Source organism: Nocardia vaccinii NBRC 15922, assembly GCF_001613305.1.
GTDB lineage: Bacteria > Actinomycetota > Actinomycetes > Mycobacteriales > Mycobacteriaceae > Nocardia > Nocardia vaccinii.
Genome location: NZ_BDCC01000032.1, coordinates 73,449 through 100,167, shown reverse-complemented (window position 1 = coordinate 100,167; position 26,719 = coordinate 73,449). Strand labels below are relative to the sequence as shown.

General features: G+C 67.1%; 29 protein-coding genes and 1 pseudogene. 15 read left to right on the top strand and 15 right to left on the bottom strand.

Annotated features, from left to right (window positions below; genetic code table 11):
- The first annotated feature begins 255 nt into the window (after window positions 1-255).
- Window positions 256-1,839, top strand: a complete 1,584-nt coding sequence (locus NV1_RS45145) for a Tn3 family transposase (protein WP_218027176.1) — start codon at window positions 256-258, stop codon at window positions 1,837-1,839.
- 89 nt (window positions 1,840-1,928) lie between these two features.
- On the opposite strand, the gene NV1_RS20460 is transcribed toward NV1_RS45145, so the two are convergent.
- Entirely contained in the window at window positions 1,929-2,699 is a 771-nt protein-coding gene (locus NV1_RS20460) for a TetR/AcrR family transcriptional regulator (RefSeq protein ID WP_157117174.1), read from the bottom strand.
- Window positions 2,700-2,803: 104 nt separating this feature from the next.
- Here NV1_RS20460 and NV1_RS20455 point away from each other — a divergent pair, with 104 nt between their 5' ends.
- The gene (locus NV1_RS20455; RefSeq protein WP_245713840.1) at window positions 2,804-3,118 is read left to right on the top strand and encodes a hypothetical protein; all 315 of its coding nucleotides are present in this window, start codon (window positions 2,804-2,806) and stop codon (window positions 3,116-3,118) included.
- A 227-nt stretch (window positions 3,119-3,345) separates the two neighbouring features.
- Here the strand turns inward: NV1_RS20455 and NV1_RS46415 are convergent, their stop codons facing one another.
- The 3 genes and pseudogenes from NV1_RS46415 to NV1_RS20445 form a co-directional block, all read right to left on the bottom strand.
- Window positions 3,346-3,867, bottom strand: coding sequence for a recombinase family protein (locus tag NV1_RS46415; RefSeq protein WP_281181860.1), 522 nt, complete (start codon window positions 3,865-3,867; stop codon window positions 3,346-3,348).
- A gap of 49 nt (window positions 3,868-3,916) precedes the next feature.
- Window positions 3,917-4,165 (bottom strand): annotated as a pseudogene (locus NV1_RS46860) (recombinase family protein); the annotation flags it as partial.
- 822 nt (window positions 4,166-4,987) lie between these two features.
- Window positions 4,988-5,281, bottom strand: a complete 294-nt coding sequence (locus tag NV1_RS20445; protein WP_067893610.1) for a DUF1330 domain-containing protein — start codon at window positions 5,279-5,281, stop codon at window positions 4,988-4,990.
- A gap of 135 nt (window positions 5,282-5,416) precedes the next feature.
- Between NV1_RS20445 and NV1_RS20440 the strand changes: the two genes are divergently transcribed.
- From NV1_RS20440 to NV1_RS45790, 3 genes are all read left to right on the top strand, one after another.
- Window positions 5,417-5,875, top strand: a complete 459-nt coding sequence (locus NV1_RS20440) for a MarR family winged helix-turn-helix transcriptional regulator (RefSeq protein ID WP_245713819.1) — start codon at window positions 5,417-5,419, stop codon at window positions 5,873-5,875.
- Window positions 5,872-7,320, top strand: a complete 1,449-nt coding sequence (locus NV1_RS20435; protein WP_067893605.1) for an MFS transporter — start codon at window positions 5,872-5,874, stop codon at window positions 7,318-7,320. The genes NV1_RS20440 and NV1_RS20435 overlap by 4 nt, the downstream gene beginning before the upstream one ends.
- Window positions 7,321-7,405: 85 nt before the next feature.
- Window positions 7,406-7,930: a DUF4158 domain-containing protein gene (locus NV1_RS45790; RefSeq protein WP_245713818.1), complete on the top strand. Its 525-nt coding sequence runs from the start codon at window positions 7,406-7,408 to the stop codon at window positions 7,928-7,930.
- A gap of 143 nt (window positions 7,931-8,073) precedes the next feature.
- Here the strand turns inward: NV1_RS45790 and NV1_RS20425 are convergent, their stop codons facing one another.
- Both NV1_RS20425 and NV1_RS20420 read right to left on the bottom strand, forming a co-directional pair.
- Window positions 8,074-8,667, bottom strand: a complete 594-nt coding sequence (locus tag NV1_RS20425; RefSeq protein ID WP_067893604.1) for a hypothetical protein — start codon at window positions 8,665-8,667, stop codon at window positions 8,074-8,076.
- Between the two features lie 200 nt (window positions 8,668-8,867).
- On the bottom strand, window positions 8,868-9,389 hold the full coding sequence (locus NV1_RS20420; protein WP_169813362.1) for a nuclear transport factor 2 family protein: 522 nt from the start codon (window positions 9,387-9,389) through the stop codon (window positions 8,868-8,870).
- A 37-nt stretch (window positions 9,390-9,426) separates the two neighbouring features.
- Between NV1_RS20420 and NV1_RS20415 the strand changes: the two genes are divergently transcribed.
- On the top strand, window positions 9,427-10,074 hold the full coding sequence (locus NV1_RS20415) for a winged helix-turn-helix transcriptional regulator (protein WP_067893599.1): 648 nt from the start codon (window positions 9,427-9,429) through the stop codon (window positions 10,072-10,074).
- Entirely contained in the window at window positions 10,071-10,826 is a 756-nt protein-coding gene (locus NV1_RS20410) for a hypothetical protein (protein ID WP_067893597.1), read from the top strand. The genes NV1_RS20415 and NV1_RS20410 overlap by 4 nt, the downstream gene beginning before the upstream one ends.
- Window positions 10,827-11,171: 345 nt before the next feature.
- Here the strand turns inward: NV1_RS20410 and NV1_RS45785 are convergent, their stop codons facing one another.
- Window positions 11,172-12,092, bottom strand: coding sequence for a tyrosine-type recombinase/integrase (locus NV1_RS45785; RefSeq protein WP_067893595.1), 921 nt, complete (start codon window positions 12,090-12,092; stop codon window positions 11,172-11,174).
- Window positions 12,093-12,273: 181 nt separating this feature from the next.
- On the opposite strand from NV1_RS45785, the gene NV1_RS20400 reads away from it, so the two are divergent.
- On the top strand, window positions 12,274-12,654 hold the full coding sequence (locus tag NV1_RS20400) for a hypothetical protein (protein ID WP_245713817.1): 381 nt from the start codon (window positions 12,274-12,276) through the stop codon (window positions 12,652-12,654).
- Window positions 12,655-12,661: 7 nt separating this feature from the next.
- On the opposite strand, the gene sigJ is transcribed toward NV1_RS20400, so the two are convergent.
- A complete protein-coding gene (gene sigJ / locus NV1_RS20395) occupies window positions 12,662-13,552 on the bottom strand; it encodes an RNA polymerase sigma factor SigJ (protein WP_067893594.1) in 891 nt (296 codons plus the stop codon).
- Window positions 13,553-13,684: 132 nt separating this feature from the next.
- On the opposite strand from sigJ, the gene NV1_RS20390 reads away from it, so the two are divergent.
- Window positions 13,685-14,317 (top strand): NADPH-dependent FMN reductase, encoded by a 633-nt coding sequence (locus tag NV1_RS20390; protein ID WP_084525558.1) that lies wholly within the window; start codon window positions 13,685-13,687, stop codon window positions 14,315-14,317.
- The gene (locus NV1_RS20385) at window positions 14,286-14,750 is read left to right on the top strand and encodes a YybH family protein (protein ID WP_067893593.1); all 465 of its coding nucleotides are present in this window, start codon (window positions 14,286-14,288) and stop codon (window positions 14,748-14,750) included. Before NV1_RS20390 ends, NV1_RS20385 begins: the two co-directional genes overlap by 32 nt.
- Before the next feature lie 507 nt (window positions 14,751-15,257).
- Here NV1_RS20385 and NV1_RS20380 read toward each other — a convergent pair.
- Window positions 15,258-16,370, bottom strand: a complete 1,113-nt coding sequence (locus NV1_RS20380) for a coiled-coil domain-containing protein (protein WP_245713839.1) — start codon at window positions 16,368-16,370, stop codon at window positions 15,258-15,260.
- A gap of 517 nt (window positions 16,371-16,887) precedes the next feature.
- Window positions 16,888-17,955, bottom strand: a complete 1,068-nt coding sequence (locus NV1_RS20375; RefSeq protein ID WP_067893592.1) for a glycoside hydrolase family 113 protein — start codon at window positions 17,953-17,955, stop codon at window positions 16,888-16,890.
- A gap of 102 nt (window positions 17,956-18,057) precedes the next feature.
- On the opposite strand from NV1_RS20375, the gene NV1_RS20370 reads away from it, so the two are divergent.
- Window positions 18,058-18,687, top strand: a complete 630-nt coding sequence (locus tag NV1_RS20370) for a TetR/AcrR family transcriptional regulator (protein ID WP_067893878.1) — start codon at window positions 18,058-18,060, stop codon at window positions 18,685-18,687.
- A 36-nt stretch (window positions 18,688-18,723) separates the two neighbouring features.
- Here the strand turns inward: NV1_RS20370 and NV1_RS20365 are convergent, their stop codons facing one another.
- The gene (locus NV1_RS20365) at window positions 18,724-19,620 is read right to left on the bottom strand and encodes an RNA polymerase sigma-70 factor (protein WP_067893591.1); all 897 of its coding nucleotides are present in this window, start codon (window positions 19,618-19,620) and stop codon (window positions 18,724-18,726) included.
- Window positions 19,621-19,791: 171 nt separating this feature from the next.
- Here NV1_RS20365 and NV1_RS20360 point away from each other — a divergent pair, with 171 nt between their 5' ends.
- Entirely contained in the window at window positions 19,792-20,484 is a 693-nt protein-coding gene (locus NV1_RS20360; RefSeq protein ID WP_067893589.1) for an NAD(P)-dependent oxidoreductase, read from the top strand.
- A 25-nt stretch (window positions 20,485-20,509) separates the two neighbouring features.
- On the opposite strand, the gene NV1_RS20355 is transcribed toward NV1_RS20360, so the two are convergent.
- Entirely contained in the window at window positions 20,510-21,220 is a 711-nt protein-coding gene (locus tag NV1_RS20355; protein ID WP_067893587.1) for a class I SAM-dependent methyltransferase, read from the bottom strand.
- 182 nt (window positions 21,221-21,402) lie between these two features.
- Complete coding sequence (locus NV1_RS20350; protein WP_067893585.1) at window positions 21,403-22,404, bottom strand: pirin family protein; 1,002 nt, start codon at window positions 22,402-22,404, stop codon at window positions 21,403-21,405.
- 157 nt (window positions 22,405-22,561) lie between these two features.
- Here NV1_RS20350 and NV1_RS20345 point away from each other — a divergent pair, with 157 nt between their 5' ends.
- Entirely contained in the window at window positions 22,562-23,047 is a 486-nt protein-coding gene (locus tag NV1_RS20345; RefSeq protein WP_067893583.1) for a MarR family winged helix-turn-helix transcriptional regulator, read from the top strand.
- Between the two features lie 199 nt (window positions 23,048-23,246).
- On the top strand, window positions 23,247-24,884 hold the full coding sequence (locus NV1_RS20340) for an ABC-F family ATP-binding cassette domain-containing protein (RefSeq protein ID WP_067893581.1): 1,638 nt from the start codon (window positions 23,247-23,249) through the stop codon (window positions 24,882-24,884).
- Here NV1_RS20340 and NV1_RS20335 read toward each other — a convergent pair.
- Together NV1_RS20335 and NV1_RS20330 are read right to left on the bottom strand one after the other, a co-directional pair.
- Window positions 24,881-25,672, bottom strand: coding sequence for an SDR family NAD(P)-dependent oxidoreductase (locus NV1_RS20335; protein ID WP_067893579.1), 792 nt, complete (start codon window positions 25,670-25,672; stop codon window positions 24,881-24,883). The genes NV1_RS20340 and NV1_RS20335 overlap by 4 nt on opposite strands.
- Before the next feature lie 58 nt (window positions 25,673-25,730).
- Window positions 25,731-26,315, bottom strand: coding sequence for a TetR/AcrR family transcriptional regulator (locus NV1_RS20330; protein ID WP_067893577.1), 585 nt, complete (start codon window positions 26,313-26,315; stop codon window positions 25,731-25,733).
- Window positions 26,316-26,546: 231 nt separating this feature from the next.
- Here NV1_RS20330 and NV1_RS20325 point away from each other — a divergent pair, with 231 nt between their 5' ends.
- Window positions 26,547-26,711, top strand: a complete 165-nt coding sequence (locus NV1_RS20325) for a ribbon-helix-helix protein, CopG family (RefSeq protein ID WP_067893575.1) — start codon at window positions 26,547-26,549, stop codon at window positions 26,709-26,711.
- The last annotated feature ends 8 nt before the right edge of the window (window positions 26,712-26,719 follow it).

Here is a 26,719-nt window from a genome sequence, read left to right as displayed (position 1 = left end):
CAGCTCCTACTCGAACCACTACCGGCGGATGCTGCCAGCATTGTTGGCGGCACTGGATTTCCGGTGCAACAACACCGCCTACCGTCCCGTCATGGTGGCAATGGAGTTACTGGCGCGCTACGCCAGCATCGGCGGCAAGGTCCGCTTCTACGACACCCACACTCTGGCCCCGCTCGATGGGGTGGTCCCGAAGGCGTGGCGCGAAGCGGTGGTCGATGAAAAGGGCCGTATCGAGCGCATCCCTACGAGTTGTGCGTGCTGGTCGCGCTGCGGGACGCGATCCACCGCCGCGAGATCTACGTCGACGGCGGCAACCGGTGGCGCAACCCCGAAGACGACCTGCCCGGCGATTTCGACACCGCCCGCGAGGTGCACTACGCCGCGATCCGCCAGCCACTGGACCCTACGGAGTTCATCGCCGGGCTTCAGCAGCGGATGAGCAAGGCCCTCAACGATCTCGATCGGGGACTGGCCGAGGGAACCACCGGCGGGGTCCGGTTGACGCGGCGGCGCGGTGAGCAGTGGATCAGTGTGCCGAAGCTGGAGAAACAACCAGAACCGGAGAATTTGGAGAAGATCAAAGCCGAGGTCGCCCGCCGCTGGGGCACCCTCGATCTCCTCGATGTGCTCAAGGACGCCGATTTCCTCACCGACTTCACCGCCGAGTTCACCTCGGTGGCCTCCCGGGAGGTCATCGACCGTGACACCCTGCGCAAACGGCTGCTGCTGGATCTGTTCGCGCTCGGCACGAACATGGGGATCCGGGCGATCGTGAACACTGGTGAGCAGGAGGAATCCGAAGCAGCGTTGCGGCATGTGCGTCGGCACTTCATCACCCGCGACAACCTGCGGCGCGCGACGACAAAACTGGTCAACGCTACCTTCGCTGCGCGGGATCCGAACTGGTGGGGTTCGGGCACCTCGTGCGCGAGTGATTCGAAGAAGTTCGGGTCCTGGGAGTCGAACCTCATGACCCAGTACCACCAGCGCTACGGCGGATACGGGGTGATGATCTACTGGCACGTCGAACGTCGCAACGTGTGCATCTACTCCCAGCTCAAATCCTGTTCATCGTCGGAAGTGGCGGCGATGATCGAAGGGCTGCTGCGGCACTGTACCGATGCGGAGATCGAGGCGAATTACGTTGACACCCATGGGGCTTCGGTGGTTGGGTTCGCCTTCACCGAACTGCTGGGATTCAAACTCTTGCCGCGGTTGAAGAACATCGGCTCGATCCGGCTGTACCGGCCCGACGACGCGGGCGTCTACGGCGAGCTGGGACCAATCTTGACCAGGCCGATCCGGTGGGATCTCATCGCGCAGCAGTACGACCAGATGGTCAAATACGCGACCGCGCTGCGGCTGGGCACCGCGGAGTCAGAGTCCATCTTGCGGCGGTTCACCCGCGGAGGCCCGAAAGACCCGACCTACCAGGCCCTGGAAGAACTGGGGCGGGCGGTACGCACGATCTTCGCGTGCGAATATCTGTCATCGGAAGAACTCAGAAGAGAGATCAACAGCGGGTTGCAGGTGGTGGAGAACTGGAACTCCGCCAACGCAGTTGTCTTCTACGGCAAGGATTCCCAGCTCACCGGTGCCGATCGCGAGCACGCCGAGGTGTCGATGCTTGCTTTGCATCTGCTGCAATCGGCGATGGTGCACATCAATACCCTTCTGCTACAAGCGGTTTTGGAGGATCCAGAGTTTCACGATCTGGTCGGCGATACCGAGCGGCGGGCGATGTCGCCGTTGTTCTGGTCCAACATCAACCCCTACGGCCGGTTCCGGCTCGACATGACCACCCGCCTGGACCTGACCCGGAACCGAATCGCGGGATAGACGCCCCAGCCACTGCTGTCGGTTCTCATCGGGTTTGGCGCGCGTGTTGCGAGTTGATGTGGTGGGGTGCGCCAGTTCTGGGCAGGTTGTCAGTGGGCGTCGTTTCTCATCTGAACTGGCGAATTGCTGGGGACAGCAGGCCTTATAGGGTCCGCGAGTTCCCGAGCCTCGGCTGGCAAGCGCTCATGGAGTCGCGGCGGCTTGTCAGCCGGCTGACCGTGTTGGTCCTGGGTTTTGTTCTGCAGTGGCGGTTCCGATGGTGTTGTGGTGGCGGTGGGCCAGAGCGCCCGGAACCCGCGTTGTAGTGCGGTGAGGTCGACGTCGCCCAGCACCGCGTCGCGCAGGATCGTGCCTTGCAGAGTGGCGAGCAGGATGTCGGCGATTTCCTCCGCTGCCGTCGTCCTGGGGAGCAGGTCTTGGTCCTGATATCGCGTGACGAGGGTGGCCAGCACGCCCCGAACGGTGCGGAAGATCGGTTCGACCCTGGCTGCCAAGGCTGGGGAACGGATCGCTTCGGCCCAGATCTGGACCAGTAGACGGGCCGAATCCCGTTGGGCGTCGAGGGGTGCGGTGTGGCCGAACACGGCGGTGACGGCTTCGGCGAGCGGCGGGAGTGGCTGTTCGCCGGATAGCTGCTCGAAGGTATTGGTGACCTCGGCGAGTGCTTGCTCGCAGATCGCGGCGACCAGTTCGTCTTTGGACGCGAAGTGGTTGTAGACCGCGCCCGGTGACATCTGGGCTGCCTCGACCACCTCCTTCATCGAGGTGGCGTGGAAGCCGTTGCGCAGGAAGCAACCGCGGGCGCCGTCGAGGATCTGCTGGCGCCGTGCGGCCCAGCGCTGCGGGGTCAGTCGGGGCATACCCACAGCATAAAACGAACGTTCACTCGTTGTGTGTGACCGATGGGACTGCTAGAGTCACAAAACGAACGAACGCTCGATTTGAGGAGGTTGTTGTGGGTGTCATGCTGGTCAAGCAGCGGGTAGTGGATGTCGATCGGTGGGCGCACTGGTTCTGGGATCCGAAGTTGGATGCGGCGCGGCGGGAGCATGGTCTGGTGGTCACCGGGACATATGAGGCGGTGGACGAGCCGCACACGGTCGTGGTGGTGATGGACATGGCCAGCGCCGACTCGGCCCGGGTGTACGAGGCCTCGGCAACGCTGGCCGAGGCGCGGGAGCGGTGCGGTGCGGTCGGGTTTCCCGATGGTGTGTGGATTGCGCCGACCGTGATCGAGAATCCGCATCAGAAGCCGGGCGACGACGGTTCACAGGGCTGAGGGTGTTCGGTGTCGGGAACGGTGTGCGGCCGAATGCTGGTTCGCCGTTCCCGGCACCACTGAACGGGGTAATGCCCACTACTTGGGGTGCCGTTAAGGATCGTGTCAGGAGCGGCAAACGAGGCTGATTGACCAGGTCAGCGGTCATTCAAGGATCGTGAACGACCGCGCCCGTGTCCGGGTGTGAGTAGTTGCGGTACAGGAAATCCCGGTGAGAACGATCATGGTCATGAGCTGAGCGCCGCGGCGTCCGGTCGGGGCCGGGAGACGTCTGCGTTGCGGAGGTCGGCGAAGTCGGCGTGGGCCTGCTCGATGGCTTCGGGGTGTGCCTCGCGCTTGGCGTGCTCGGCGAGCGCTCGGTAGATGCTCGCCACCGAGGGGTTCTGCCCCTTGCGCTTGCCGGTAGGGATGATCAGGTCGGGCTGGATCTGCTCGACGGACTCGCCGCCCGCGCGGCGGCGCAGCACGGTGTGCAGCATGTCGTCGGTGATGACAGGGGGCCGGCCGCCGTGCTTGCCCTTGCGGGCCGCGGTGTCGAGTCCTTCGAGCGTGGACTCGCGGATGTTCTCCCGCTCGGTCTCGGCCATCGCGGCGAAGAACGCGAACAGCAGCTTGCCGGGCCCGGTGGGGTCGTAGATGCCGGGCAGCGGCCCGGCGAGCATCTCCAGGATGAGGCCGTGAGCGGTGAGGTGGTCGGCGAGTGCGGTGAGTTCGGCGGCGTCGCGGCCGAGCCGCTTCATCTCGTACACGGTGAAGATGACCCGGCAGTGTGGGGCGTGGGCCTCGACCTCGCGCGGTCCGCAGCGCTTCCTCGAACTTGGGGCGTACGCGGACGCGGGTGCTGATCTTCTCGCTGAAGATCTTGTCCCTCGGGATGCCGTGCTTGCTGAGTGCGTCGAGCTGGGAGTCGAGTTCCTGCCCGAGCGTCGAGCAGCGGGCGTAGCCGATGCGGATGTCCGCGCTCGGCAGGTCCGAGTCGATCGGCGCAGGCGGTGGGGTGCCCGGCCGCCACGGCTGCCCCGGCCTGCGGTCGGCCGGGGTCGGCACCCTCAGCGCCTTCTTCAGGCGGGGCACCAGGGTGAAGCGGCGGGTGTGGTAGGCGGAGGTGACCGCTCCTGAGCGCGAGCGGCACGGCGATCCGGGCTGCGTGTCGCACTTCGGCAGGCGTGCCGCTCGACATCGTCCGCGTTCGACTGCTCGGACGGGGAAGGGGTTTGAGGGTCCGTCATGGGGCCGGATTTTCGCACAATGCAAGTCTCAGAAGGGGCCCATTCCGCTTTTGAGTGAGAACGGGTTGTGAGAACCAATCGACGGTCGGGCGGGGTCCGGTGACCCGTTCTTGATCATGCTCGTGCAAAGGACCCGTTTGTGAGAGCCGGAACCGCCACGAACCACCCTGACGGACGATCTACGCTCCAGACACCCGCCCACCGCCAGTACGAGCACCCACACGCCCTGTCACGCCAGCATCCGGGACCAACGGCTTCAAGATGGCGAACGCTCTCTACGCCAGCCTGGCGCAGTCAGGCTCGTCCCCGGGCTACTCCAACAACAGAAAAACCGCCCGTCGAAACCTCTCGAAAGAGGTCTTGACCTGCGGTTCTTCAAACTGAACATCAGTGCCCTGAGTAGCCCCGACGGGGCACACGGCAGATGGATGCAGGATGCGCCCCTGGTCATCGAAGCCGTGTGTTCGCTGGACCGATCTGTCGTGTGAGAAGCGGTTCGCGGTTCGCTTCGGGCGAGCGTGAGTTTCGTCGACAAGGTCAGCGAGACGGTCCAGCCGGCCCGGACCTCGTCTCGTGAGTCGCCGCTGAGCACCGTGTGCGTATCAGGTGACGGGTGCTCAGCGATGGCTGAGCCCGCCGGTCAGTCGATGCCTTCGATGATGCGGAAGTCGCGCTCGAAGCCGTCGGGTAGGGCCACCAGCGCCTTCTGGTATGCCTCGCTCTCGCGTGCCGCGACCGCCTGTTCAAAGCTGTCGAACTCGATCAGAACGACGCGGTGCGCGATTCCGGCCTCGTGGGCGACGACTCGACCGCCATGAGACAGGACGCGCCCGCCCCCAGCCCGGACAGCCGGACGCGCCAGCTCGTTGTAGGCAGTCAGCATCTCAGGGTCGGAAATGACGGGGTAGACACTGACCCAGTAGCCCTTGGCCATGGAAACCTCCTGTGTTCGGCCGGACACGTCCGACTTCGAATTGACGCTCAGATTGCTCGATCCCGGCGACGGAGCACCGGGCGTTCGGGGCGAGAGATGCATAAAGCATTCATATAAATATTGTATGCTTCACGGATGAGTCGTCAAGACGCCACTCGTGGCGCATCCACTGCGATCGGGTCGGCCCTCTACGGGCTGGCCACCAGGGCTGTGAGACGCCTTCCGCGCGATATGAGCACCACGTCCGCCGCCACCCTGGCCACCCTGCACAGGACCGGCCCGCGACGCATCACCGATCTGGCCGTGATCGAGGGTGTCACCCAGCCCGCGATGACCGTGCTGGTCCGGGTGATGGAGGAGTCCGGACTGGTCGAGCGGACGGGCGACGCGTCCGACAAGCGGGTCACGCTGGTGTGTCTGACCGAGGCCGGCGCGTCGTACGTTCAGACGCGGCGCCAGGCGGGCGTCGATGCGTTCGCGCGGCTGATCGACAAACTCGCCGGCGACGAGGTCGAGGCCCTGATGGCGGCGCTTCCGGCGCTGGCGCACCTGGCAGAGCTCGAAAGCCAGGACCGCGAAGGGCCGAAGCGGTGACGGGGCGCACCCAGCAGCGCTCCGAGGCGCGGCTGCTGGTCCCCGCCCTGATGTTCATCGCCCTGGTCGTGGCGGCGGTTGCCAGCCTCGGGACGCCGCTGATCACCAGTGTGGCGACCACATTCCACGTCTCGCTCGACAGCGCGCAGTGGACGCTGACCGTCGCACTGCTGAGCGGCGCCGTCGCCACGCCCGTCCTCGGCCGGCTCGGAGCCGGCCCGCACCGACGGGCCACGATCCTCGCCACGCTGGCGATCGTCGTCGTCGGCAGTGCGCTGACCGTGCTGCCGCTGCCGTTCGCGGGGCTGCTCATCGGCAGGGCGGCCCAAGGCGTCGGGGTCGGTCTGACGGCGCTGATGATGGGCGTGGCCCGGGACCATCTTCCCGAGGAGCGCAGCACGGCGACGATCGCCCTGATCTCGGTGGTCTCGATCATCGGCGCCGGCGTCGGCTACCCGCTCACCGCACTGCTCGCCGAGATCGGTGGCGTACGGGCCGCCTACAGCTTCGGCCTGTTCGTCACCGCTGTCGCCTTCCTGACCGCGTGGCGTTCCATACCCGCGGCTCCCGAAGGCCGCTCCGCTCATGTGACCGTGGCGGGCGCGCTCGTCCTCGCAGGTGGACTGTTCCTCGTCCTGTTCCTGGCCGGCCAGCGGAGCCTGTGGAGCCGCCACCTCGCCGTGGCGGTGATCCTCGCCGTCGTCACTGTGCTCCTGCTGTGCGTCTGGACCGCCTCCGAGCTGCGCAGCAAGGCGCCCCTGGTCGATGTCCGGGCGGTACGGCACCCGGCGGTCGCCGGAGCGAACATCGCCATGTTCGTCGGCGGGAGCGGCATGTACCTCCTGCTCACGCTCATCACGCGGTACGCGCAGACGCCGCACAGCGCCGGCTACGGCTTCGGGCTGACCACCTTCGTCGCCGGGCTGGTCCTCGTCCCGTTCTCGGTGCTGGGGTTCGTCGCCGGCAAACTCACGTCCCGGGTTCGGACGCTGATCGACGCACCCGTGCTCCTGGCCGGCAGCGCCGTCATCGTCGGCGGCGGGTTCGTCCTCTTCGCCGCGGCCCGGTCGAACCTGGCCGAACTGCTCGTCGCGATGGGCGTGCTGGGCTTCGGCGTCGGCAGCTTCTCAGCCGCCATGCCCGGCGTCATCCTGGCCGTCACGCCCAAGAGCGAGACGTCGAGCGCGATGAGCTTCAACTACGTCGTCCGCAGCATCGGGTACTCGCTGGGCAGCGCGATAGGCGGCCTGGTCCTGGCCACCGGCACCGACACCGGTCATCTCTTCCCGAACGACCACGCCTACACCACCGCAGCGCTGGTCGGCATCGCCGCGATGGCGGTCACCGCCCTGACCGCCACCGCTCTCGCCCGCCAACGCCCGCCCGAGATCAACCCCACCGCGGCCACGGCCAGCGTGCCGAGTCAGGGCCCGTCGAGCCGATGACGGGGGTCGGGGAGCAGATCCGCCCGATCCGGCGTTAAGCGCGGGACATCGGGCGGTGTTGGCCTGCGGGTGATTTCATGCAGGCGTGACCGATGAGGGTGGCTATGGCCGGTTTGGGGCGTTGTCTCGTGTTGAGCTGGAGCGGTTTTTCTACCTCGATGACGAGGACCGGAAGCAGGTAGCGGGTCGGCGTCGGGATTACAACCGGTTGGGGTTCGCGCTTCAGCTTGTGACGGTGCGGAATCTGGGGATGTTCCTGGCCGATCCGCTGGATGTGCCGCCGGAGCTGGTCGAGTATTTGGCCGAGCAGTTGGGTATCGAGGATTCCTCGTGCGTGAAGCGGTACACCGAGCGGGAGAAGACCAAGCTCGAGCATGCGTGGGAGATCCAGCGCGAGTACGGATTGCGCTCCTACAGCTCGACGCCGACGCGGCCCGGCTGTCAGCGTTCATCCGCACCCATATCGGCATCGACGGCCACTACGCGTTCCACCTACCCGACCTCGGCGGTGACCACCGCCAGCTGCGCGACCCCGACGCACCCGACGACGGCGACTGATCAGCCCAGGTCGTGCGCGGATCATGTCGTCGAGGTCGCGCACTGGGGCTGATCTCGAACTGTGTCGTGCTTGGAACACGGTCTACCTCGATCGGGCCGATGACGGATGTCCACGCCTTGGCGGGGTCGATCACCACATCGAAATCGCCACGATGACATCTCGATCAATACTTCGAATCACATTGTCCGAGACGGCTACTCGCACGAGCCTTCGGGCTGTGACAACTTCCCAGTGGAAGTGAGTGGGTCGTGTTCCGGCTTGGCCCACCAGGCCCGGATCGTTTCGCTCAGCTCTTGTGGTGCGTCCGATTGCAGGAAGTGGCCGACTCCGTGGAGCACTACGGTGGTGTGGTTGGACAGCCGCGCCTCCCAGCGTTCACGCTCCTTGTCGCCGAAGGCGATGTCGGCGTCGGCCCACACGATCAGCGTGGGGAGTTGTTCGAGGGCGGTCAGGCGGTCGGCGATATCGGTGAGAAATGCGCGACTGCCGATGATGGCGCCTGCAAGGACAGCGCTGGCTTGGCGGCGATCCGGCGTGGGCAGGACGGCGCGGTAATGAGCCATTTCGGCCGGGGATGGCTTCCTACGCTTGTGCCCTGCAGGTATGAGGGCGTTGACGAACAGATTGAAACGCCTGATGAGTTCGCGTCCGGCCGGTCCTCCCATGAGGCGGGAGGCCAGTTCGGCACGCAGGTCGCCGTTCATCGGCCACGCCCATGTGTTGGCCAGGACGCGGCGTTCGAACGTGTCGGGCCGCTGCTGGGCCGCGTGCAAGCCGCGAAAGACCACGTCGGATTGCCGTGCAACATCAGCAGGGTCGGTCCCGAACCTTCATCAATGTAGTGAACGACGTGCCCGTCCAGCTCCGCGAAGCGGCTCTCAAAGGGAAACAACTCGTCGTCCACCCAAGACGGGCGTACACCTGACGGCTGCTGGGTCGTCATGTACGGACCTCCTCGGATCCTGATCGATTCAGGCGACGGTGCCGGTTAGAGGAATGCGGGCACAAAGCGGTCGGCGGTGCGTATCGCGAAGGCGAGAGGCCGGGCGAGGGTTGCCGCGAGCGTGCCCTTCAGGCGTCCCCGGCGCCTGGCCGACACCCGCGGCGGAAGCGCCGCGAACAGCGTCGCCAGCCCCGGTAGCGCACGAACGAAGACCGTGTAGTCAACGATCTGTCCCCGCTCGTTACACCGCACCAAATTCATGGCCTCGAGTTCCACGCCACGAACCCGCGCACGGAACGAGAACGATCCCGTGTCACCGCACGCGAGCGGTTCGGTCGTGGTGAGGTCGTCGAGGACAGCGAAGATGTCGCGATGCAGTGCCACGACCTCCTGCTTGCCCTCGAACCGAAGCCGCATTGTCATCGGGGAATGAAAGACGACATCGGGCGCCAACACCTCGGCGATTGCATCGGCATCTCCACTTTCCCCGGCGGCCCGCAGAGCCGCGAGCGCCGCCGAGACCGGTGCGGCAACGGGATCGGAGACCGACATGAGAGTCCCTTTCATCAGATATTTCGAACTATGCTTGATAAAATCAAGTCTCATGGAAGAAGTCAAGCAGAAGCCGACCCGGTCGTACGGACAGTTCTGCGGCCTGGCGCGTGCACTCGATGTCGTGGGTGATCGCTGGAGCCTGCTGATAGTCCGCGAGCTGCTGCCCGGCCCGCGGCGCTACGGCGAACTGATGGCCTCGCTGGGCGGGATAGCCACCAACCTGCTCGCCGACCGCCTCCGGAGTTTGGAGTCCGCCGGAGTGATCGAGCGGCGTCCGGGACAGGTCAGTGGTGTCGTGTACGCGCTGACACCGTGGGGTGACGAGCTGCGCGAAACGATCGAGGCGCTCGTGCGTTGGAGCTTCCCGCTGATGACAAGCGGCCGCGGCGGCGACGCCTGTCAGCCTCGCTGGCTGGCGGTCGCACTGCCGGCGCTGCTCCGCGGAAGGACGGCAGAGCCACCGGCAGAGCTGGGCATCAACGTTTCCGGCCTGTTCATGTCCTTGCGGATCGACAGACACGGTCCCCACGTGACCATCCAGCCCGACCAGCGACCCGAGACGATTCTCGAAGCGGAACCCGAGGCGGTTCTGGGATTGGCCGCCGGTGCGATCACCGTCGACGAAGCACTCGCCTGGGCCAACGTCCACGGCGATCCGCGTGTCATCACTACGGTGCTGGCCGGGACGCCGGCATGAGCGAGCGACCGACAACAGACGCGGCCACACTGCTCGACGAGGTCCTCGCCGCCCACGGCGGCCTCGGGCGGTGGCGGACCGTGACCGCTCTGACCGCGCACGGGCGATTCGGCGGTCTCCTGCGCTCACGCTTCCCCGGAAACCGAATGGCCTATCTGAGCGTGCGGGTGCAGTTGGCGCACCTGCACGCCGTGTTCGACGGCTTCCCGCACGCCGATCAGCAACCGGTGTTCGATCGAGGCGACGTGCGGATCGAGACCCGCGATGGCGACTTGATCTCCGCGCGCACCAACGCGCGCTCTGCCTTCGCCGGGCTCAGTGGACTCCGACGCAACCTCCGCTGGGACGCGCTCGATGCCGCGTACTTCGCCGGATACGCATTCTGGAACTACCTCTCGATACCCCTGCTTCTGGCGCGCGACGGAGTCGCCATCACCGAAGGTGACAACTGGCTGGAAGCCGGCGAGCGGTGGCGGCGCCTCGAGGTCACCTTCCCGCCGGACGTCCATACCCACTCCCGACACCAGACCTTCTACATCGACGATGCCGGCCTGATCCGCCGACACGACTACGTTGCCCACCCGATCGGCCGGTGGGCACACGCGGCCCATTACTGCAACGACCACCAACGCTTCACTGGACTCGTCTTTCCCACACACCGACGGGTGCGCCCTCGAAGACCCGCCGGCCGGACCCTCCCGCATCCGATCCTCGTCGCGCTCGACATCGACCACATCGAGATCGAGATATGACCGCAATCTGCTCCACTTCAGGTCAGGGGTCGACCCCTCTCTCGTCGAGGTCGTGAATCACTTGCCGCACATGAGATTCCGACAACCTGCCAGCTTCGCCTTCGAATCCTGAAGCCGGCCTACGCCGCAAAGTAGGCCAGTGGCCGAAATCCGTCAGCGGGTTGAAGTCCGATCTGGACAAGCTGGCGCTGGTGCTCGAGCTGCCCGTGACGCATTCGCCGACGCGAGCGAGAGTTGGTCGACGCTCGGCGAGCGTGGGCGTTCCCATCGTGTCTGCGGGATATTCCGAGCCAATCCTGTTGCTCGACGCCCCCTGGCCGCAGCCGAACTCGAGGCCCGGGCCCCTCAACGCCGCCGCCGGGCGGCGGGGTCAGTCTGGGCCTGCCACCGGATCAGCGCCTCCGCGGACGGCCGTGAGTACTTGCCCAGCGACCGCACCGAGGTATGTCCGCTCATCCGCATCAACATCGGCGTCGACGCCCCGTCCTCGGCAGCATGCGTGAGCTTGGAATGACGCAGTTGATGCAGCGTGAACGGTCCGCGGGTGAAGCCGCTGGTGTGATGTTCGAACAACTCCAGTGCACGCCGGTACGACAACCGCCCTCGCAAGGTGGTCGGGTCGATATCATCCACGGCCACACCGGGTTTCGCCTTGCGGTCCGTCAGGAAAACCGGTCCCTTCTTCCGCCTGGCCAGCAGCCTCGGAAGCAGACGCGCGGTGCCGGTTTGCCAGGCGACCACATCCCTGGCCCCACCCTTGCGGGTGACCGTGCCGCATCGGTTCGCCATGTCCAGGTCCGGGATGCCGAGCAGCAGCAGTTCATCAGCGCGGGCGGCAGTCTCGTACAGCATGGTCCACAGCACACGCACTCGCAGCGGCACATCCTTCGTCAGTAGCCGGGTCACCTCGTCGCGGGTCATCGCCCGCGAATGATCCGGCGGCGCCTTCCGCGGCACCAACCTGACAAGGGGATCACCGACCAGCCATTGTTGCTGGCGCCAATACTCACACGCCCCGCGCAGCGAGGCGAGGCGGACGTTGAATGTCTGCGCCGACTTGTCACCCCACTTGAAGGTGAACCAGCCGCCGACCCGCTCGGCCTCCAGCAGTCCCACCTCGGAGTCGGCGCCGAAATCACGCATGAGCTGATTGAGGGCGATCGCGTAGCCGCGGCGGGTGTTGCTGCTCGGGATCGTCGCAAGGTAGTTCGCCACCGCATCCTTGAGCCGCACACCCTGCACCGGCAGCGCCCGCACCCGTCCCACGATCAGCCCTCTCTGTCCGAGTCTCCGGAGACCGATCGGCGCTACCGCAGATAATTTACGGAGCCGCCCCGCCCGAGGAGAGGTGTAGCGCCTGCTCGCGATCGAGATTACCGCAGATAATAGGCCATTGTCTGCGGTAACTCCTTAGCGCCGGATCGAGCGGATATGCTCCTCAACCCCCGTGTCCGCGCGGCCGGGCAATCCCAGCACGCCGATCCCGCGCCGGGTGTCGAAGGCCGCGAGGGCATCTCGCCAACGTCGCTCGAGGGCCGGTTGGACCGCGGTGGTGTGCGCGTTGTTGCAATTGCAGGGTCTCACTGCATGCGGGGATCCCGAGGTGCGCGAGGTGGTGCGGGCGCGGATGGCCCGCATGTGGGACACCATTTCCGAGACCACTGGCCTGGATCCGGTGACGGTGAAGTCGTTCCTGGCGTTCGGGATGCTGCTGAACAATGCCGCTGCCCTGGATATCGGCGAGGTGGACGAACCGTGGGCGGCCGGGGTGCGCACCCGTATCCTTCCCGGCTTGTTCGAACACATCACCGCCGAGACCAACCGGTGAGCTCGGTTCACCCGGCCCTCCAGAGCCGCAGTTTGTCCGGATTGCGGATCACCCAGATGCGCGTGATCCGGCCGTCGGCGATGTCGAAGGCGTAGACCGAGATGATGGCGCCGTCCAGCTCGGCCACCAGGCCGGGCTGACCGTTGACCGTGCGCTCCAGCAGAGTCACCGCGGAGTTGCGGGCGGCGATCCGCGCCCAGGCGTGGGCGATCTGCTCGCCGCCGACGATCGGGTCCAGGAACGCCGGTGCCAGGCCGCCGCTGTCGGCCGTCGCCGTCGCCTGCGGATCGAGCAACCCGATCAGCGCCTCGATATCTGTTGTCTCCCAGGCCTGTTTGAAGCTCCTGACCACCTCGGCGCGCTGGGCTGCCGATGCACCCTGCGAGGTGCGCAGGCGGCGGCGAGCCGACGAGGCGAGCTGGCGACAGGCCGCGGGAGTGCGCCCGACGACCTCGGCGACCTCGGCGAAGGAGTAGCGGAATACGTCGTGCAGCACGAAGGCCACACGCTCGGCCGGTGTCATGGAATCCAGTACGACCAGAAAGGCCATGCTGATCGACTCGTCGAGCGTGACCCGGTCGGCGGGATCGACCGGGGCGGGGCCGCCGAACCAGTCCGCGTGGCCGGGTACCGGCTCCGGGATCCACTCGCCCACATAGCGTTCTCGCCTGGCACGCGCCGAGCCGAGCAGATCGAGGCAGATTCGGCTGGCGACCGTCGTCAACCACGCGCCAGGCGATGCCACCTCCTGCCGCCGCGGCTCGGACAGCGCGTACCAACGCACGTAGGTCTCCTGCACCACGTCCTCGGCTTCGGCCAGCGAGCCCAGCAGCCGGTAGGCGAGATTGAGCAGCTGACGGCGTTCACTGATAACCACCGGCAGGTGTGGATCGGTCATGGTCGGCTCCTTCGGTCTTCGTGTCCTGACGAATCGACGAATCAGCGGCCCGATTCGTGAGGCGGCCTGACATTCTCGGCGCCTGCGTCGTCGGAAGGTCGTGATGTTCTCAGCAGAGCAGGAGTTCGGACAATGATCAGAATCGGAATCATCCTCGGCAGTACCCGGCCCAACCGCAGGGGCCCGCAGATCGCCCAGTGGGTTCAGGACACGGCATCGCAGCGCGAGGACGCCGAGTTCGAACTGATCGACCTGCGCGATCACCCGCTACCCCATCTGGACGAACCCGCGCCGCCGATGTTCGGCCCGTCGGCCCACGAACACACCCGCGCCTGGGCCGCGCGGATAGCCCCGTTCGACGGCTTCGTGCTGGTGACCCCCGAATACAACGGCGGCGCTCCCGGAGTGCTGAAGAACGCCATCGATCACCTGTTCACGGAGTGGACGAACAAGGCGGTCGCATTCGTCTCCTACGGCGCGGGCGGCGGCGCCCGCGCCGTCGTGCAGTTGCGGACGGTGTGCAGCACGCTGGGCATGGCCGACGTGGGATATCAGGTCGCGATCTCGCTGCTGACCGACTTCGAGAACCACACCACCTTCACACCGCGTGAGCATCATGCCGCCGCCCTGGGCAACACGCTCGATCAGCTCATCGCCTGGAGCGCCGCCCTGGCTCCGCTGCGCCGTCCCGTTTCCGATACCCCGCCTTTCGACACCGAAGGAACCGATCACGATGACGCCGAACGACTCTCGATCACGCGCTGACCGCGTCGACGCAGAGGAAATCCGGATTCGACGACAAATCGACAAGGTTGTCGAGGGACTACGAGCCAGGGATCTCGAGGCCCTGAGACGGCTCTACACCGCCGACGTGGTGTCCTTCGACGTCGAGCCGCCGCTACAGCATGTCGGAATCGCGGCGAAACTCGAGAACTGGGCGAAGGTGTTCCTGTTCTTCGAGAGTGTGACCTACGAGATTCGGGACCTGAGCTTCACCGTCGGTGACGATGTCGCGTTCGGGCACGGGTTCGCTCGCCTGAGCGGCACGCTGCAGCAGGGGACGCCGACAACCGGCATGTGGGTCCGGGTCACCTACGGAATGCGCAGGGTCGATGGCGACTGGCTGATCGCCCACGATCAGGTCTCGGTGCCGTTCGATGTGCAGACCGGCAAGGGTGTCGTCGATCTGGAACCCTGATCGGTTACCGGACCGCGTCCGGGTGCTGGGCAGCATTTGCGTGCCAACCCGGTACAGGCTGTGGCCCGGCTGGCCTCGAGTCGGCGTCGTCCGGCAGCAATGCCGATGACTTGCACCCAGCTCGAGCGTCACACGTTCGACACGCGGCGCGGCCGCGCCCGTGATCCGGCGGCCGGTGGCGGTGATCGCGTCCACCCGCGGGTGTGTGGTCGAAATGGCCGCGACCTCGTGGTCCCTCATCGGCGTGCTGATCCTCACCACCGGTTGATGTCGAGTGGAATTCGCGTACCGCCCCAGCACGGGTCGCGGTCCGGGCTCGAGCTTTGATCGGCCCGGCCGTTCCGCACTGGCACAGCGACTGGTCCTGGGCGGCGTACACGCGCCGACCCCGGCACGGGATCTCGCCCGCAGACTGCCGGGCCCCGGTTCGGGTCGCGTCGCGGATCGACGTGTCGTGCGCGGGATCTGCCGGCCGCTGTTCCGTCCCGGCATCCTGTGCCGACCGAATCAGTTTCCGGTGGCGGCGGTTTCGGTTCGCGGTGCGGGGCCGCGCGACCGGTCCAGGAGGTCATCGGCGAGGCGTTCGGCGCGTTCTGCGCGGGCGAGGGTTTGCGCCCGCGCGTCCTCGACGGCGGCAAGGCGTTCGGCGGCATCGCGGTGCGCGGCGGCCAATGCGGCGGTGTGGGCGGTGCGCAGGGCGGCCGCATCCTCGGCCGCCGCGCGCCGGGCGTCGGTGAGTTCGGCTCGGGCGGAGGTGAGCTCGCCGCGGCTTCTGGTGAGTTCGGCGCGAGTTTCCGAGAGCGCCTCGGCCCGTTCGGCGGCCGCGGTTTCGGCGCGTTCGATGGCACGTTCGGCGTCGGCGGCGCGCTGGACGGCCAGATCGCGTTCGGCCGCTGCGGCGGTGATCTGCTGCGCCGCTTCACGTTTCGTACGCTCGATATCCGCGGCACACGCGGCGCGGACCCGCGCGATCTGCTCGTCGGCTTGTTCTCGGACCCGTTCGAGGTCCTCGGTGGTTTCGCGGCGAATGGCGCGGATCTGGGTCTCGGCCTCGGTGCGCGCGGCGAAGACGTCCTCGGCGGCCTGGGTGGTGATGGTCTGCACTTCGGTGAGCGCGTCGTCGCGGGCGGCGAGCGCTTCGGCGATGCGGGCTTCGGCGGTGTCGGCGGCCGCAGCGGCGTCCTCGGCCGCGGATTCGGCTGCGGCTCTGGCCTGTTCGGCCTCGCGGCGGGCCTGTTCGGCGGTGACCGCGGACATCTCGGCCTCGGCGATGCGCCGCGCGGCCTCGGCCTGCACGGCCTGGACCTGCGCTTCGGCGATCGAGGGATCGGCCAGGGTGGACAGCTCGGCGACCGCGGAACTCAATGTGCCACCGAGTTGTTCGGCCAGCGTGCGGAACTGGATGAGCAATTCGTCGGCCCGTATCCGCGCCGCTGTCACCGGACCCTGTTGCGTCACAGTGACGTTCGCGGCCGGTGCGTCGTCCTGCTCCTGCTGCAGCCGTTGACGCTCTCGCCAGGCTCGCCACCGGGTGTGTTCGGGGTGATCGCAGTATTCGGAGGGACGCCCCGGTCCGCCGCTCTTGGTGATGGTTCGCGAACAGCCCGGGTAGTTGCACATCGTTGCCACGGCTGAATCGTAGCGTTGTTTTCGTCACCTCCAACGCAATGACACGAAACGAATCCTGATGTGCCACAGGATGACCGGCCGCAGTCTGACCGCCGATAAGTGAACCTTATCGGCGGTCAGACTGCTCGGCTCCGCCGGGAACTCCGCGGAATCGTCGCGAACTTTCCGTTTACGTTTGCGTTGGACAAACCAAACGTAAAAGCTACGGAATGCGCCCGAAACTGTGCTCGCTGGTGCGCCCGTACCAGTTCGGTGCGCGGTCGCGATCATCGGAGGTGATCGAGCATTGTCGGCGGGAGCAAGCCCACGGCCGGTCATCACCGTGGGGACGGCACTGCGGTCACCGAAGCAGAGCGCGGCTTCGGCATCCAGGAGAGGGGATACCGGTGATCTGTTCCCGCATCGCCTGCGACAGAGCCGCTCACACCTGATGGCCGCCGGGGTATGTGTTGGACATCTGCGCGGCGCGCCGGCGTTTCGGGCATCGGCCAGACCATCCGCGAGAGGGTCATTCGTGTCCCGGAACACTTGTGCGGCAAGGAGTTGTCGGCCCCCTGCCGCCGTAGTACCCGGCAACAGCAGCGAACGCGGCTTTGGGTTCCCACGGCATGTCCGGGTACGTCTGCCCATTGCGGTCCTCGAGCACCTTGACGATGCCGAGGCTGGCCAGATCCAGGTCTTCACGCGGGTCGCCGCCGGGGCGGTGGGGGTGGCTGTACAGGGCGAACAGGAACACGAAGGTGCTGTCGACCCCGGCGGTGTCGAAGATGTCCAGCAGTTCGGTGAGGTAGGCGGCTTGCCCGGCCTCGTCTCGCAGATAATCGCCGTCGAGGCGCACGGGATCGCCTGTGTGCGGGTCGCATTCGACGATCTCGTTGCTGCGGGCGGCGACCTTGCCTGCCCCGCGCCAGGTCGCGGTGCCGAAACCGGTGATCGCCACCGGCTTCGCCTGCGCGACCAGTGCGCGCACGCCCTCGGGGAACGTGTCGGCGACCTCGGCGGTGCGGATCAGTTCGACCGATACGAAATCGAAAGGCGTCCAATCGATCTGCTCGAACGGTATGGCGCAGTAGGTGAGCTTCCCGCCGAAATGCTCCCGGACCACGGTCACCGCCTCGGCGAGGAAGCGGTCGAGGCGAGCGGTGGCCTCGCCGAGCGCGCGCTGGCGCCCGGGACTTCCCAGGAGCCGTTCGAGTCGCTGCCCGATGTCCTCACCCGGCAGGAAACCGTGATTCATCAGGGTCAGTTCGACGCCGGTCACGAAGACGACCTGGACTCCGGTGCGGCGCAGGCGTTCCGCGCGCCGGGCGCAGTCGGCGAACAAGGACAGCATGTCCTCGGTGTTCAGTTCCAGCGGATACGGGGAGAACCAGACCTCGAGTCCGAGTTCGGCGGCGTGGCGGGCGGCGAGTTCGAGCCGGTCGGGATCGCCGCCGATGATCTGGACCGCGGTGCAGTGCAGATCGTCGCGGATGATGGCCAGTTCTCGCGCGACCACTGCGGAGTCGAACTTCCGCCGCGAGTGGGCGCCGTTGCGGACGAATCCGGTGTCGTAGGTCATTCCCTTGCCACGCATGTGCCTATCCCGTCTGTGGACCGATGTGTGGCACGAGATTAAACGCCAAATATGCGTGTGCGCAATATTTCGCGCACGCAACTTCTATGGCATGATGAGGTCGTGACGAGGACATCGCCGGGATTGCGTGAACGCAAGAAGCAGGCCACCCGGGTGGCGCTGCGGGAGGCGGCGCTCGCGCTGGCCCTGGCCCACGGGCCGGACAACGTGCGCGTCGAGGACATCGCCGAGGCGGCCGGCGTCTCGCCGCGCACCTACAACAACTATTTCTCCAGCCGTGAGCAGGCGATCGTGGATGCTGTCACCGCTGATCGGGAGGCCCGGGTCGCCGATGCGGTCGCCGCCCGCCCGGCCGGCGTGCGGCTCGCCGACGCGGTCACCGCCGCGGTCGTGGCGCAGTACACCGATCCGGGCGAGCAGCACCGGGAGGCGCTGCCGATGATCATCGCCCGCCCCGCGCTGCGGGCGGCGTTTCTGGGCGCGACCGGGGCGATCACCCCGCCGCTGGCCGAGGCGATCGCCACCCACCTGCCCGACGCCGAAGACCTCACCGGCGAGATTCTGGCCGCATCGGTATGCGCTGCGGTGCGCATTGCACTGGACCGCTGGCTACAACCCGCGCCCGGCCTGGGGTCCGCGGGGTTCGTCGTCACCTCCGGTTCGCTGCCCGAGCTGTTGCGCCGTGCACTGGCGCCCCTCGAACCGGCCTTCGACGCCGCCGAGAACCGATGACCGTGCGGGCCGCGCGGTGTAGCCGACATCCCGCGGTCAACGGTCGAGGACGGTCTCGGTGTGCAGGTGGGAGAGCTTGTGCGGATTGCGCACGTAGTAGAGCCCGGTGACCAGGCCGTTGTCGATCCGCACCGCGACAACGCCGTCGATCTGCCCGTCGAGCCGGATGATCAGCGCGGGCCAGCCATTGACGTGAGCCGGTTCGGCCGATGCCCGTCCGCCCATCCAGCCCGTGCCGCCGCTCAATACCCGCACCACACGATCGGCGCCCCTGATGGGTCGCGGCGTCGCCTGCTTGACTCCGCCGCCGTCGCCGAGGAAGACGACCTCCGGCGCCAGGACATCCAGCAGGCCCTGTAGATCGCCGGTTTCGACTGCTCGTTGAAAAGCTCCGAGCGCTTGCCGGGCCTTGACCGCGGTCACGGCACCGCGTGGCCGGCGCGCGGCGACGTGGGCGCGGGCGCGATGAGCGATCTGGCGGACCGCGGCGGGGCTCTTGCCCACCGCGTGCGCGATCTCGTCATAGGCCATATCGAACACTTCACGCAGCACGAACACCGCCCGTTCGGTAGGAGCGAGCGTTTCGAGCACCAGCAGCATCGCCATCGAGAGGTTGTCGGCCAGCTCGATGTCCTCGGCGACGTCGGGCACGGTGAGCAGCGGCTCGGGCAGCCACGGACCGACGTAGGACTCTCGCCTGCGGCCGAGGGTGCGCAGCCGCCGGATCGCCTGGCGGGTGGTGATCCTGACCAGGAACGCGCGGTGATCGCGCACCGTGCCGAGATCGACGGCCGCCCATTGCAGCCAGGTCTCCTGCAGGACGTCCTCGGCATCGGCGGCCGAGCCGAGCATTTCGTAGGCCACGGTGAACAGCAGGTTGCGGTGGGCGACGAAGGCTTCGGTGGCCGGGTCGGTGGGCTCGTCGTCGCGCATGGTGCGGTCCTGTCTGCTTCGTCGACGCTGTCATGCATCAGTGGCGCGGCACGAGCGGTTTGTGACATCCGAACGTCGTGGCGCTCGTCACAGGCTCGCGTAGTCACAGGTCCGCGGTCGCCGGGCACTTGTGTTCACCCAGCTACCCCGACGAAGGAAGGACACCCCGTCATGCGAATCACCGTCTTCGGCGCCAATGGTCCCACCGGCCGCCTGCTCACCGGCCAGGCACTGGCTGCCGGGCATCAGGTCACCGCGGTCACCCGGCAGCCGGAATCGTTTCCGCTGCACCATGATCGGCTCGAGGTGATCGGCGCCGACGTGCTCGATCCGACGGCCATCGATGCCACGATAGCGCGGCGTGATGCGGTACTGTCCACGCTCGGGGTGCCCCCCGGAAAGGAACCGATCAGCACCTATTCCCGTGGCGTGGCCAATATCGCCGCCGCGATGGAGCGGCATCGGGTGCGTCGGCTCGTCGTGGTCAGCTCCAGCGGAGTGGACCCGCACCCGTACTCCGACGGCGGGATCCTGTTCAACCGGGTGTTGTTGCCGTATGTGACGCGAGTGCTGGGCAGGACGCTCTACGACGACATGCGGCGGATGGAAACACTGCTCCGCGGCACCGTTCTGGATTGGACGATCGTGCGGCCGAACGGGCTCTACCATTTGCCGTCGATCACCGACTACACCGTCGTCGAGGGCCACGCCGACGGCCGGTTCACCGCCCGCGTGGACCTGGCGGCATGTCTGCTCGCCGTACTGGACGACGACCGCTACCTGCACAAGACGCTCAGCGTCATCACCACCGCCGACAACCCCACCCTGTTCCAGTGGATCCGTCGCGAAGCGATGGCCCGATGAGGAATGAACCCTCGGCACGGGCCGATCAGGCCTTGGTAGCCACGACCAGAACGTTCTTGCCGAAGAATTTCCCGGTCAGCACCTGCAGGGCGCGGCTGAGCGGAAACAGGGCACGGTCGTAGAATTCGAGCAAGCGGGGGTTGATGGTGCCGTCGCCGGATCCGAACATCTTGTAGGCCAGAGTGGCGAAGAATCCGAGGGGGTCGCAGTAGCGGGACTCGACGATCTCGAGGCCCGCGTTGCGCAGAATCCGGTTCAGTTGAGTGCGGCGGTAGCGGCGGTAGTGCCCGACCTTCGCGTCCATGGCGGTGAACAGGATCTCCATGGCGGGCACGTAGACGACCAGTGTGCCGCCAGGGCGCAGCAGTGCGGCCAGGTGTTCGGCGGCGGTCTGGTCGTTCTTGATGTGTTCGAGCACGTTGAAGGTGTAGACGAGGCCGTACCGCTCGCTGTCGTGGGCGGGCGGGCGGTCGTGGTCGACGACCCGATATCCCTTGGCGCGCAGGAGTTGTCGCAGGTTCTGGTCGGGTTCGAGACATTCGGGCGCGATCCGGCGCGCGGCAAGCATATCGGCGTAGGTGCCCGCACCGGCGCCGAAGTCCAGCACTCGCGATGCGGCATCGACTGCGGTCAAGTAGCGATCGACGGTGTCGACCAGGAACGTGTTGTAGTTGACCGCTTTGGTCATCACTTCCAGATTGTCACACCCGGTGTACGCGAAATCGCTGGTGGTCAAGGGGGGTCCCCTTCGTCGGTCGCCGGTGTGGTGCCGTGCCCGTGTCGGGTGCCGACGCTAGTGGATGCCCACCGGGGTGTGAAAGACCTCGACCAGCGTGTCCGATGATCGGTCCGGCCATGCCGGGTGCGAATCCCGATCGCGCGGGCAGGGGTGGCGCCCGCACGATCGGGAGTGCGGCCTCATGCGCGCGCGCCGGGCTCCGGTGCCGGGTCGCCGTCGGTGTGCGGCAGTTGCTCCGCGGGGATGACGCCGAACCGGCCGGCCTGGTAGTCCTCGAACGCCTGCATCAGCTCGGCGCGAGTGTTCATCACGAACGGACCGTAGTGCGCGACCGGTTCACGGATCGGGGCGCCGCCCAGCAGCAGCACTTCCAGATTCGGTTCGGCGGCCGGGGTCGCGGTGCCCGCGGTAAGGGTGAGCGCCTCGCCCGGACCGAAGACGGCCAGCTGCCCCTTGTGGACCGGCCGCTGCTCCTGCCCGACGGTGCCGACGCCGGCCATCACGTAGGCCAGGGCGTTGAATTCGCGGTTCCACGGCAGGATCAGTCGCGCTCCGGGGCTGATCGTGGTGTGCACGAGGCTGATCGGGGTGAACGTGCTGCCCGGACCGGCGTGCCCGTCCAGTTCACCGGCGATCACCCGCAGCAGCGCGCCGCCGTCGTCGGAGGACAGCAGGGTGGCCTGTCCGCCGCGGATGTCCTGGTAGCGAGGCGCGTTGAACTTGTTCGCACGCGGCAGGTTCACCCACAGCTGGATGCCGTGGAACATCCCGCCGGAGACCACCAGCGACTCCGGCGGTTTCTCGATGTGCAGGATGCCGCTGCCCGCGGTCATCCACTGGGTGTCCCCATTGCTGATGGTGCCCCCGCCGCCGTGGGAGTCCTGATGTTCGAAGGTGCCGTCGATCATGTAGGTGACGGTTTCGAATCCGCGGTGTGGATGCCACGGGGTGCCCTTGGGCTCGCCCGGCGCGTATTCCACCTCGCCCATCTGGTCCATGTGGATGAACGGATCCAAATCCGCGAGCGAGACGCCGGCGAACGCGCGGCGCACCGGGAATCCCTCGCCCTCGAAACCGGTCGGCGCCGTCGTCACCGATCGGACGCGACGCTGCGACGTCACCGCCGGATCCGGTGTGGGCACCCGGGTGAGCGTCAGCGTGTCCGCTGTCACCGCTGGCATGGCGACCTCCAATGTAGTTGAAATTTTGTCTATCCGCATAACCATAGGCCGCGGCCGAACATTCCCTGAGTGCAACGGGAGTTTTCGCCACCGCTTCGACAGCGGACCCAGCGCTGGTCGTCTCGTATGATCAAGATTTGTAGCAGTGAGGAGTGATATGCCCGAGCCGAGCGAACTGCGTGCGGATCAAGTGCAGGCCTGGCGCGCCTATCTGGAAGGCAGCGTGCGATTGGAGACCTGCGTGGATGCCGCCCTGCGGGCCTCGAGCGGGCTGAGCCTGATCGACTATCATCTGCTGCTGTTGCTGCGCGAGGCGCCACAACATCGGCTGCGGATGAGTGAGCTGGCCGATCGAATGGTGTTCTCCCGCAGCCGAATCACCTATCAGGTCAATTCGATGATCAAACGCGGCCTGCTCACCCGCGAACCGGCCCCCGGCGACGGCCGCGGCTATCGCGCGGTACTGACAGCCACCGGTCTCGAGGCTTTCCTGGCCGCGGCCCCCGATCATGCCCGCACCGTGCGCGAGCTGTTCCTGGACGAGCTCACCGACGACGAACTGGCTTGTCTGGGAGGGATTTTCACTCGCGTGCGGGCCCGGCTCGAACGCGCGGAGAACGATGCCGCGGCCGCGGGCGGGTGAGCGGTGCGATAGAGTCGAGCCCGCTCGAGCTCAGTCCTGAGGAGACCAGATATGGCGGGTGAACTCGACATCTCCGGATAGACCCCGGAGTCCGGCCACCAGCGCACGCGGTGCGGCTGTCGTGGCCATGTCGTCGTTCCACCGATACGCCATTCGCGGCGCGGCCGGTCCGCGCCCGTCTCACTCCGGGAGTTTCCCCATGCCCGATGCTCGCATCGTCTGTTCGAATCTGTCGTTCACCTGGCCCGATGACACGCCCGTATTCCGGGATCTGTCGTTCACCGTGCCCGGCGGGCGCACGGGACTGGTCGCGCCCAACGGCGCCGGCAAGAGCACCCTGCTGCGGCTGATCGCCGGTGATCTGCGCCCCGGCGGCGGCAGCGTCACCGTCGAGGGAGTGCTGGGCTATCTGCCACAGACTCTGCCGCTGACCTCGCAAGCGACCGTCGCGCAGGTGCTGGGCATCGCTCCGGTCCTGGCGGCGCTGGCCGCGGTGGAATCCGGTGACGTGCGCGAGGAACATTTCACGCTCATCGGCTCGGACTGGGATATCGAGGAGCGCACCCGCGCCCAGCTCGAACGGCTAGGGCTGGCCGATATCGCGCTGACCCGCGCTCTGGACACGCTCAGTGGCGGGCAGATCATCACCCTCGGACTGGCCGCGCAACTGTTGCGCCGCCCGGACGTGCTGCTGCTGGACGAGCCGACCAACAACCTCGACATCGATATGCGCCATCGCCTCTACGGGGTGCTCGAGGAGTGGAACGGATGTCTGCTGGTGGTCGCGCACGATCGCCCGCTATTGGATCGCGTGGACCGCATCGCTGAGCTCGATCGCGGCGAAATCCGTTTCCACGGCGGCAATTTCACCGCTTACGAACACAGCGTGCAGGCCGCGCGGGAGGTGGCGCAGAAAAATGTGCGCACTGCCGAGCAGGAGGTCAAGCGGGAGAAGCGCGAAATGCAGCAAGCCCGCGAACGCGCCGCGCGCCGTGCGGGCAACGCCGCGCGCACCCTGGGCGATGCCGGATTGCCCAAGATCTTCGCGGGCACCATGAAACGCAACGCCCAGGAGTCCGCGGCGCGCGCGAACCAGACCCACACCGCGCGCGTGGACGCGGCGCGCGACCGGCTCGATCGGGCACAGCGCGCGATGCGGGAGGATCAGCGGATCGTACTCGAGCTGCCCGGCACCGAGGTTCCCGCGGGGCGCACGGTGTTCGAGGGCGAGGGCATCGGCGTCCGGTTGGGCGGGCGGGAGCTGTTCACCGGCGCGGGAGTGGATCTGATCGTGCGCGGGCCCGAGCGGATCGCGCTGACCGGGCCGAACGGTGCGGGCAAATCGACCCTGCTGCGGGTGCTGGCCGGCGCGCTGACCCCGGAGCGGGGCCGGATCCGGCACGCCCAGGGCCGGGTGGCGTATCTGTCACAGCGGCTGGATCTGCTCGATCCGGCATCGAGCGTGGCGGAGAATCTGGCCGCGAGCGCGCCGGGGATGCCTGCCGCCGAGCGAATGAATGCCTTGGCGCGCTTGCTGTTTCGCGGTGCGGCCGCGCATCGCCCGGTGCGGGAGCTTTCGGGCGGTGAGCGGTTGCGCGCGAGTCTGGCGTGCGCGCTGTTCGCCGAACCCGCCCCGCATCTGCTGCTGTTGGACGAGCCGACGAACAATCTGGATCTGGTCGGCATTGGGCAGCTAGAGAGTGCGCTCGAGGCGTATCGGGGTGCGTTCGTGGTGGTCAGCCATGACGAACGCTTCCTGACCGAGGTCCGGGTGCAGCGGTGGCTGTGCTTGGCCGAGGGCCGGCTGAGCCAGGTCGCCGCACCCGAACCGGTCTAGACCCGACCGGAGGCCGCGACGGGTTCGGCGATGACCGCGACACCGGTGCGGCCGCCGTCGACGTCCAGGACGGTGCCGTGCACGAATTCCGCGTCACCGGAGGCCAGGTACACCGCCGCGGCGGCGATCGCCTCGGGTGCGCCGAGCCGCCCGGCCGGGGTGCCGTACATCATGGTGTCGCCCGGACTCGGTGCGTCCGGAGCCTGGTCGCCGGGGCGGATCACTCCCGGGGAGATGGCGTTGACGCGCACTCCCCGCGGGCCGAACTCCGCGGACCAGGCCCGGGTGAGGGTTTCCATCGCGCCCTTGGTGGAGGCGTAGAGCGCCCCGACCGGCACCGACAGGCGCGCGACCCAGGAGCCCAGGTTGATGATCACTCCGCCGCCGGCCTCGATCATCGCGGGCGCGATGGTTTGGGTGAGGAAGAACGGAGCTTTCACGTTCACCGCGTACACGCGGTCGAACATGGCCTCGTCGGCGGTGGAAGTGGTTGCGGGCGGGTAGATTCCGGCATTGTTGACCAGGATGTCGATCCGTCCGCCGAGGACGGCGGTGGCCGATTCGGCCAGGGCGCGGCTCGCGGCCAAGGTGCCGTCGAGGTCGGCGTGCAGGTAGTTCGCGCGCCCGCCCGTGGCTCGGATGCGTTCGACGACGGCGTTCCCGCGGGCGTCGTCGCGGCCGGAGACCACGACGTGCAAGCCTCGAGCGGCGTACGCCTCGGCGATGGCGCGTCCGATATTGCTGGTGGAGCCGGTGATGAGGGCTGTTTTTCCGGAAAGGTGTGTCATACCGGCGACGCTACGAGCCAATTTTTGGACCAGCAAGTCCAAACTGCGCTGGGGTGCGTCACCCGTTCCGCAGTTGTGCAACGAGGGTGTTCATCGAGGTCTCCAGGTACTCCACGCTGCCGGTGGTGCGCAGCACCTGCACCCCGCCCTGGATGGCCGCGACGAACGTCATCGCGACCGCGTCCGGGTCGACCTGGTCACGCACCAGCCCCGCGTCCCGCATCGCCGCGATGCCCCGGCGGATGTGCTCACGCCACTGCGACAGCAGGGTGGCGACCACCTCGGCGGTCCCGGCGGTGGTCCCGACCTGCGCCATCAACGAACCCAGTGGGCAGTGCGGCCCCTGGGCGCGATACCTGGCCAACACCGCCTCGCGCCAGCGGTCCCAGGCCGCCCACGAGGTGAGCGCGCCCAGGTGCGGCTGCTGATCCTCGAGCACCCGGCCGGCCTCGTACCGGGCGACCGCGACCAGCAATTCCGCCTTGCCGCCGGGGAAGTAATGGAAAATCTGCCCCTTGCTGGTGCCGGTGATGGCGCGGATGTCGTCGAGGGTCACCGTGCCGGGTTCCTCGCTGCGCAGATGCACCGCCGCGCCCTCGATGATCCGTTGCCGAGTGGTCCGCCCCTTCGCGGTGATCGTCATGTCGTGAGAATACCGAATTTTGGACCTTCGGGTCCATTCATAGCAGCGGGGTCGGATGTTCGCGCAGGCCCTTGTCGATGAACCCGTCCGCCCCGGGATCCGCGCCGCCTCCGGCGAGGTGTGCCCGGATGCCGGGAAGGACGCGCAGTTCCGCGTCCTGTCCGGAGCCGGTACGCGGGCGGGATATTCCGGCTGTAGTGTCCTAGCTTGCTAGCATGCTAGCCTAGAAGTGTGGGCGACGAGGTCAAGCAGTTCAACGTGTATCTGCCGGTGGAATTGATCAAGCAGGTCAAGTTCCGTGCCATCGAGTCCGGGCAGTCGCTGTCGGCGCTGGTCGCCGAGGCACTGCGCGCGCACCTCGCGAACTCCCCCACCGAGCAACCGCCCGAACGATAGGAGCGCCG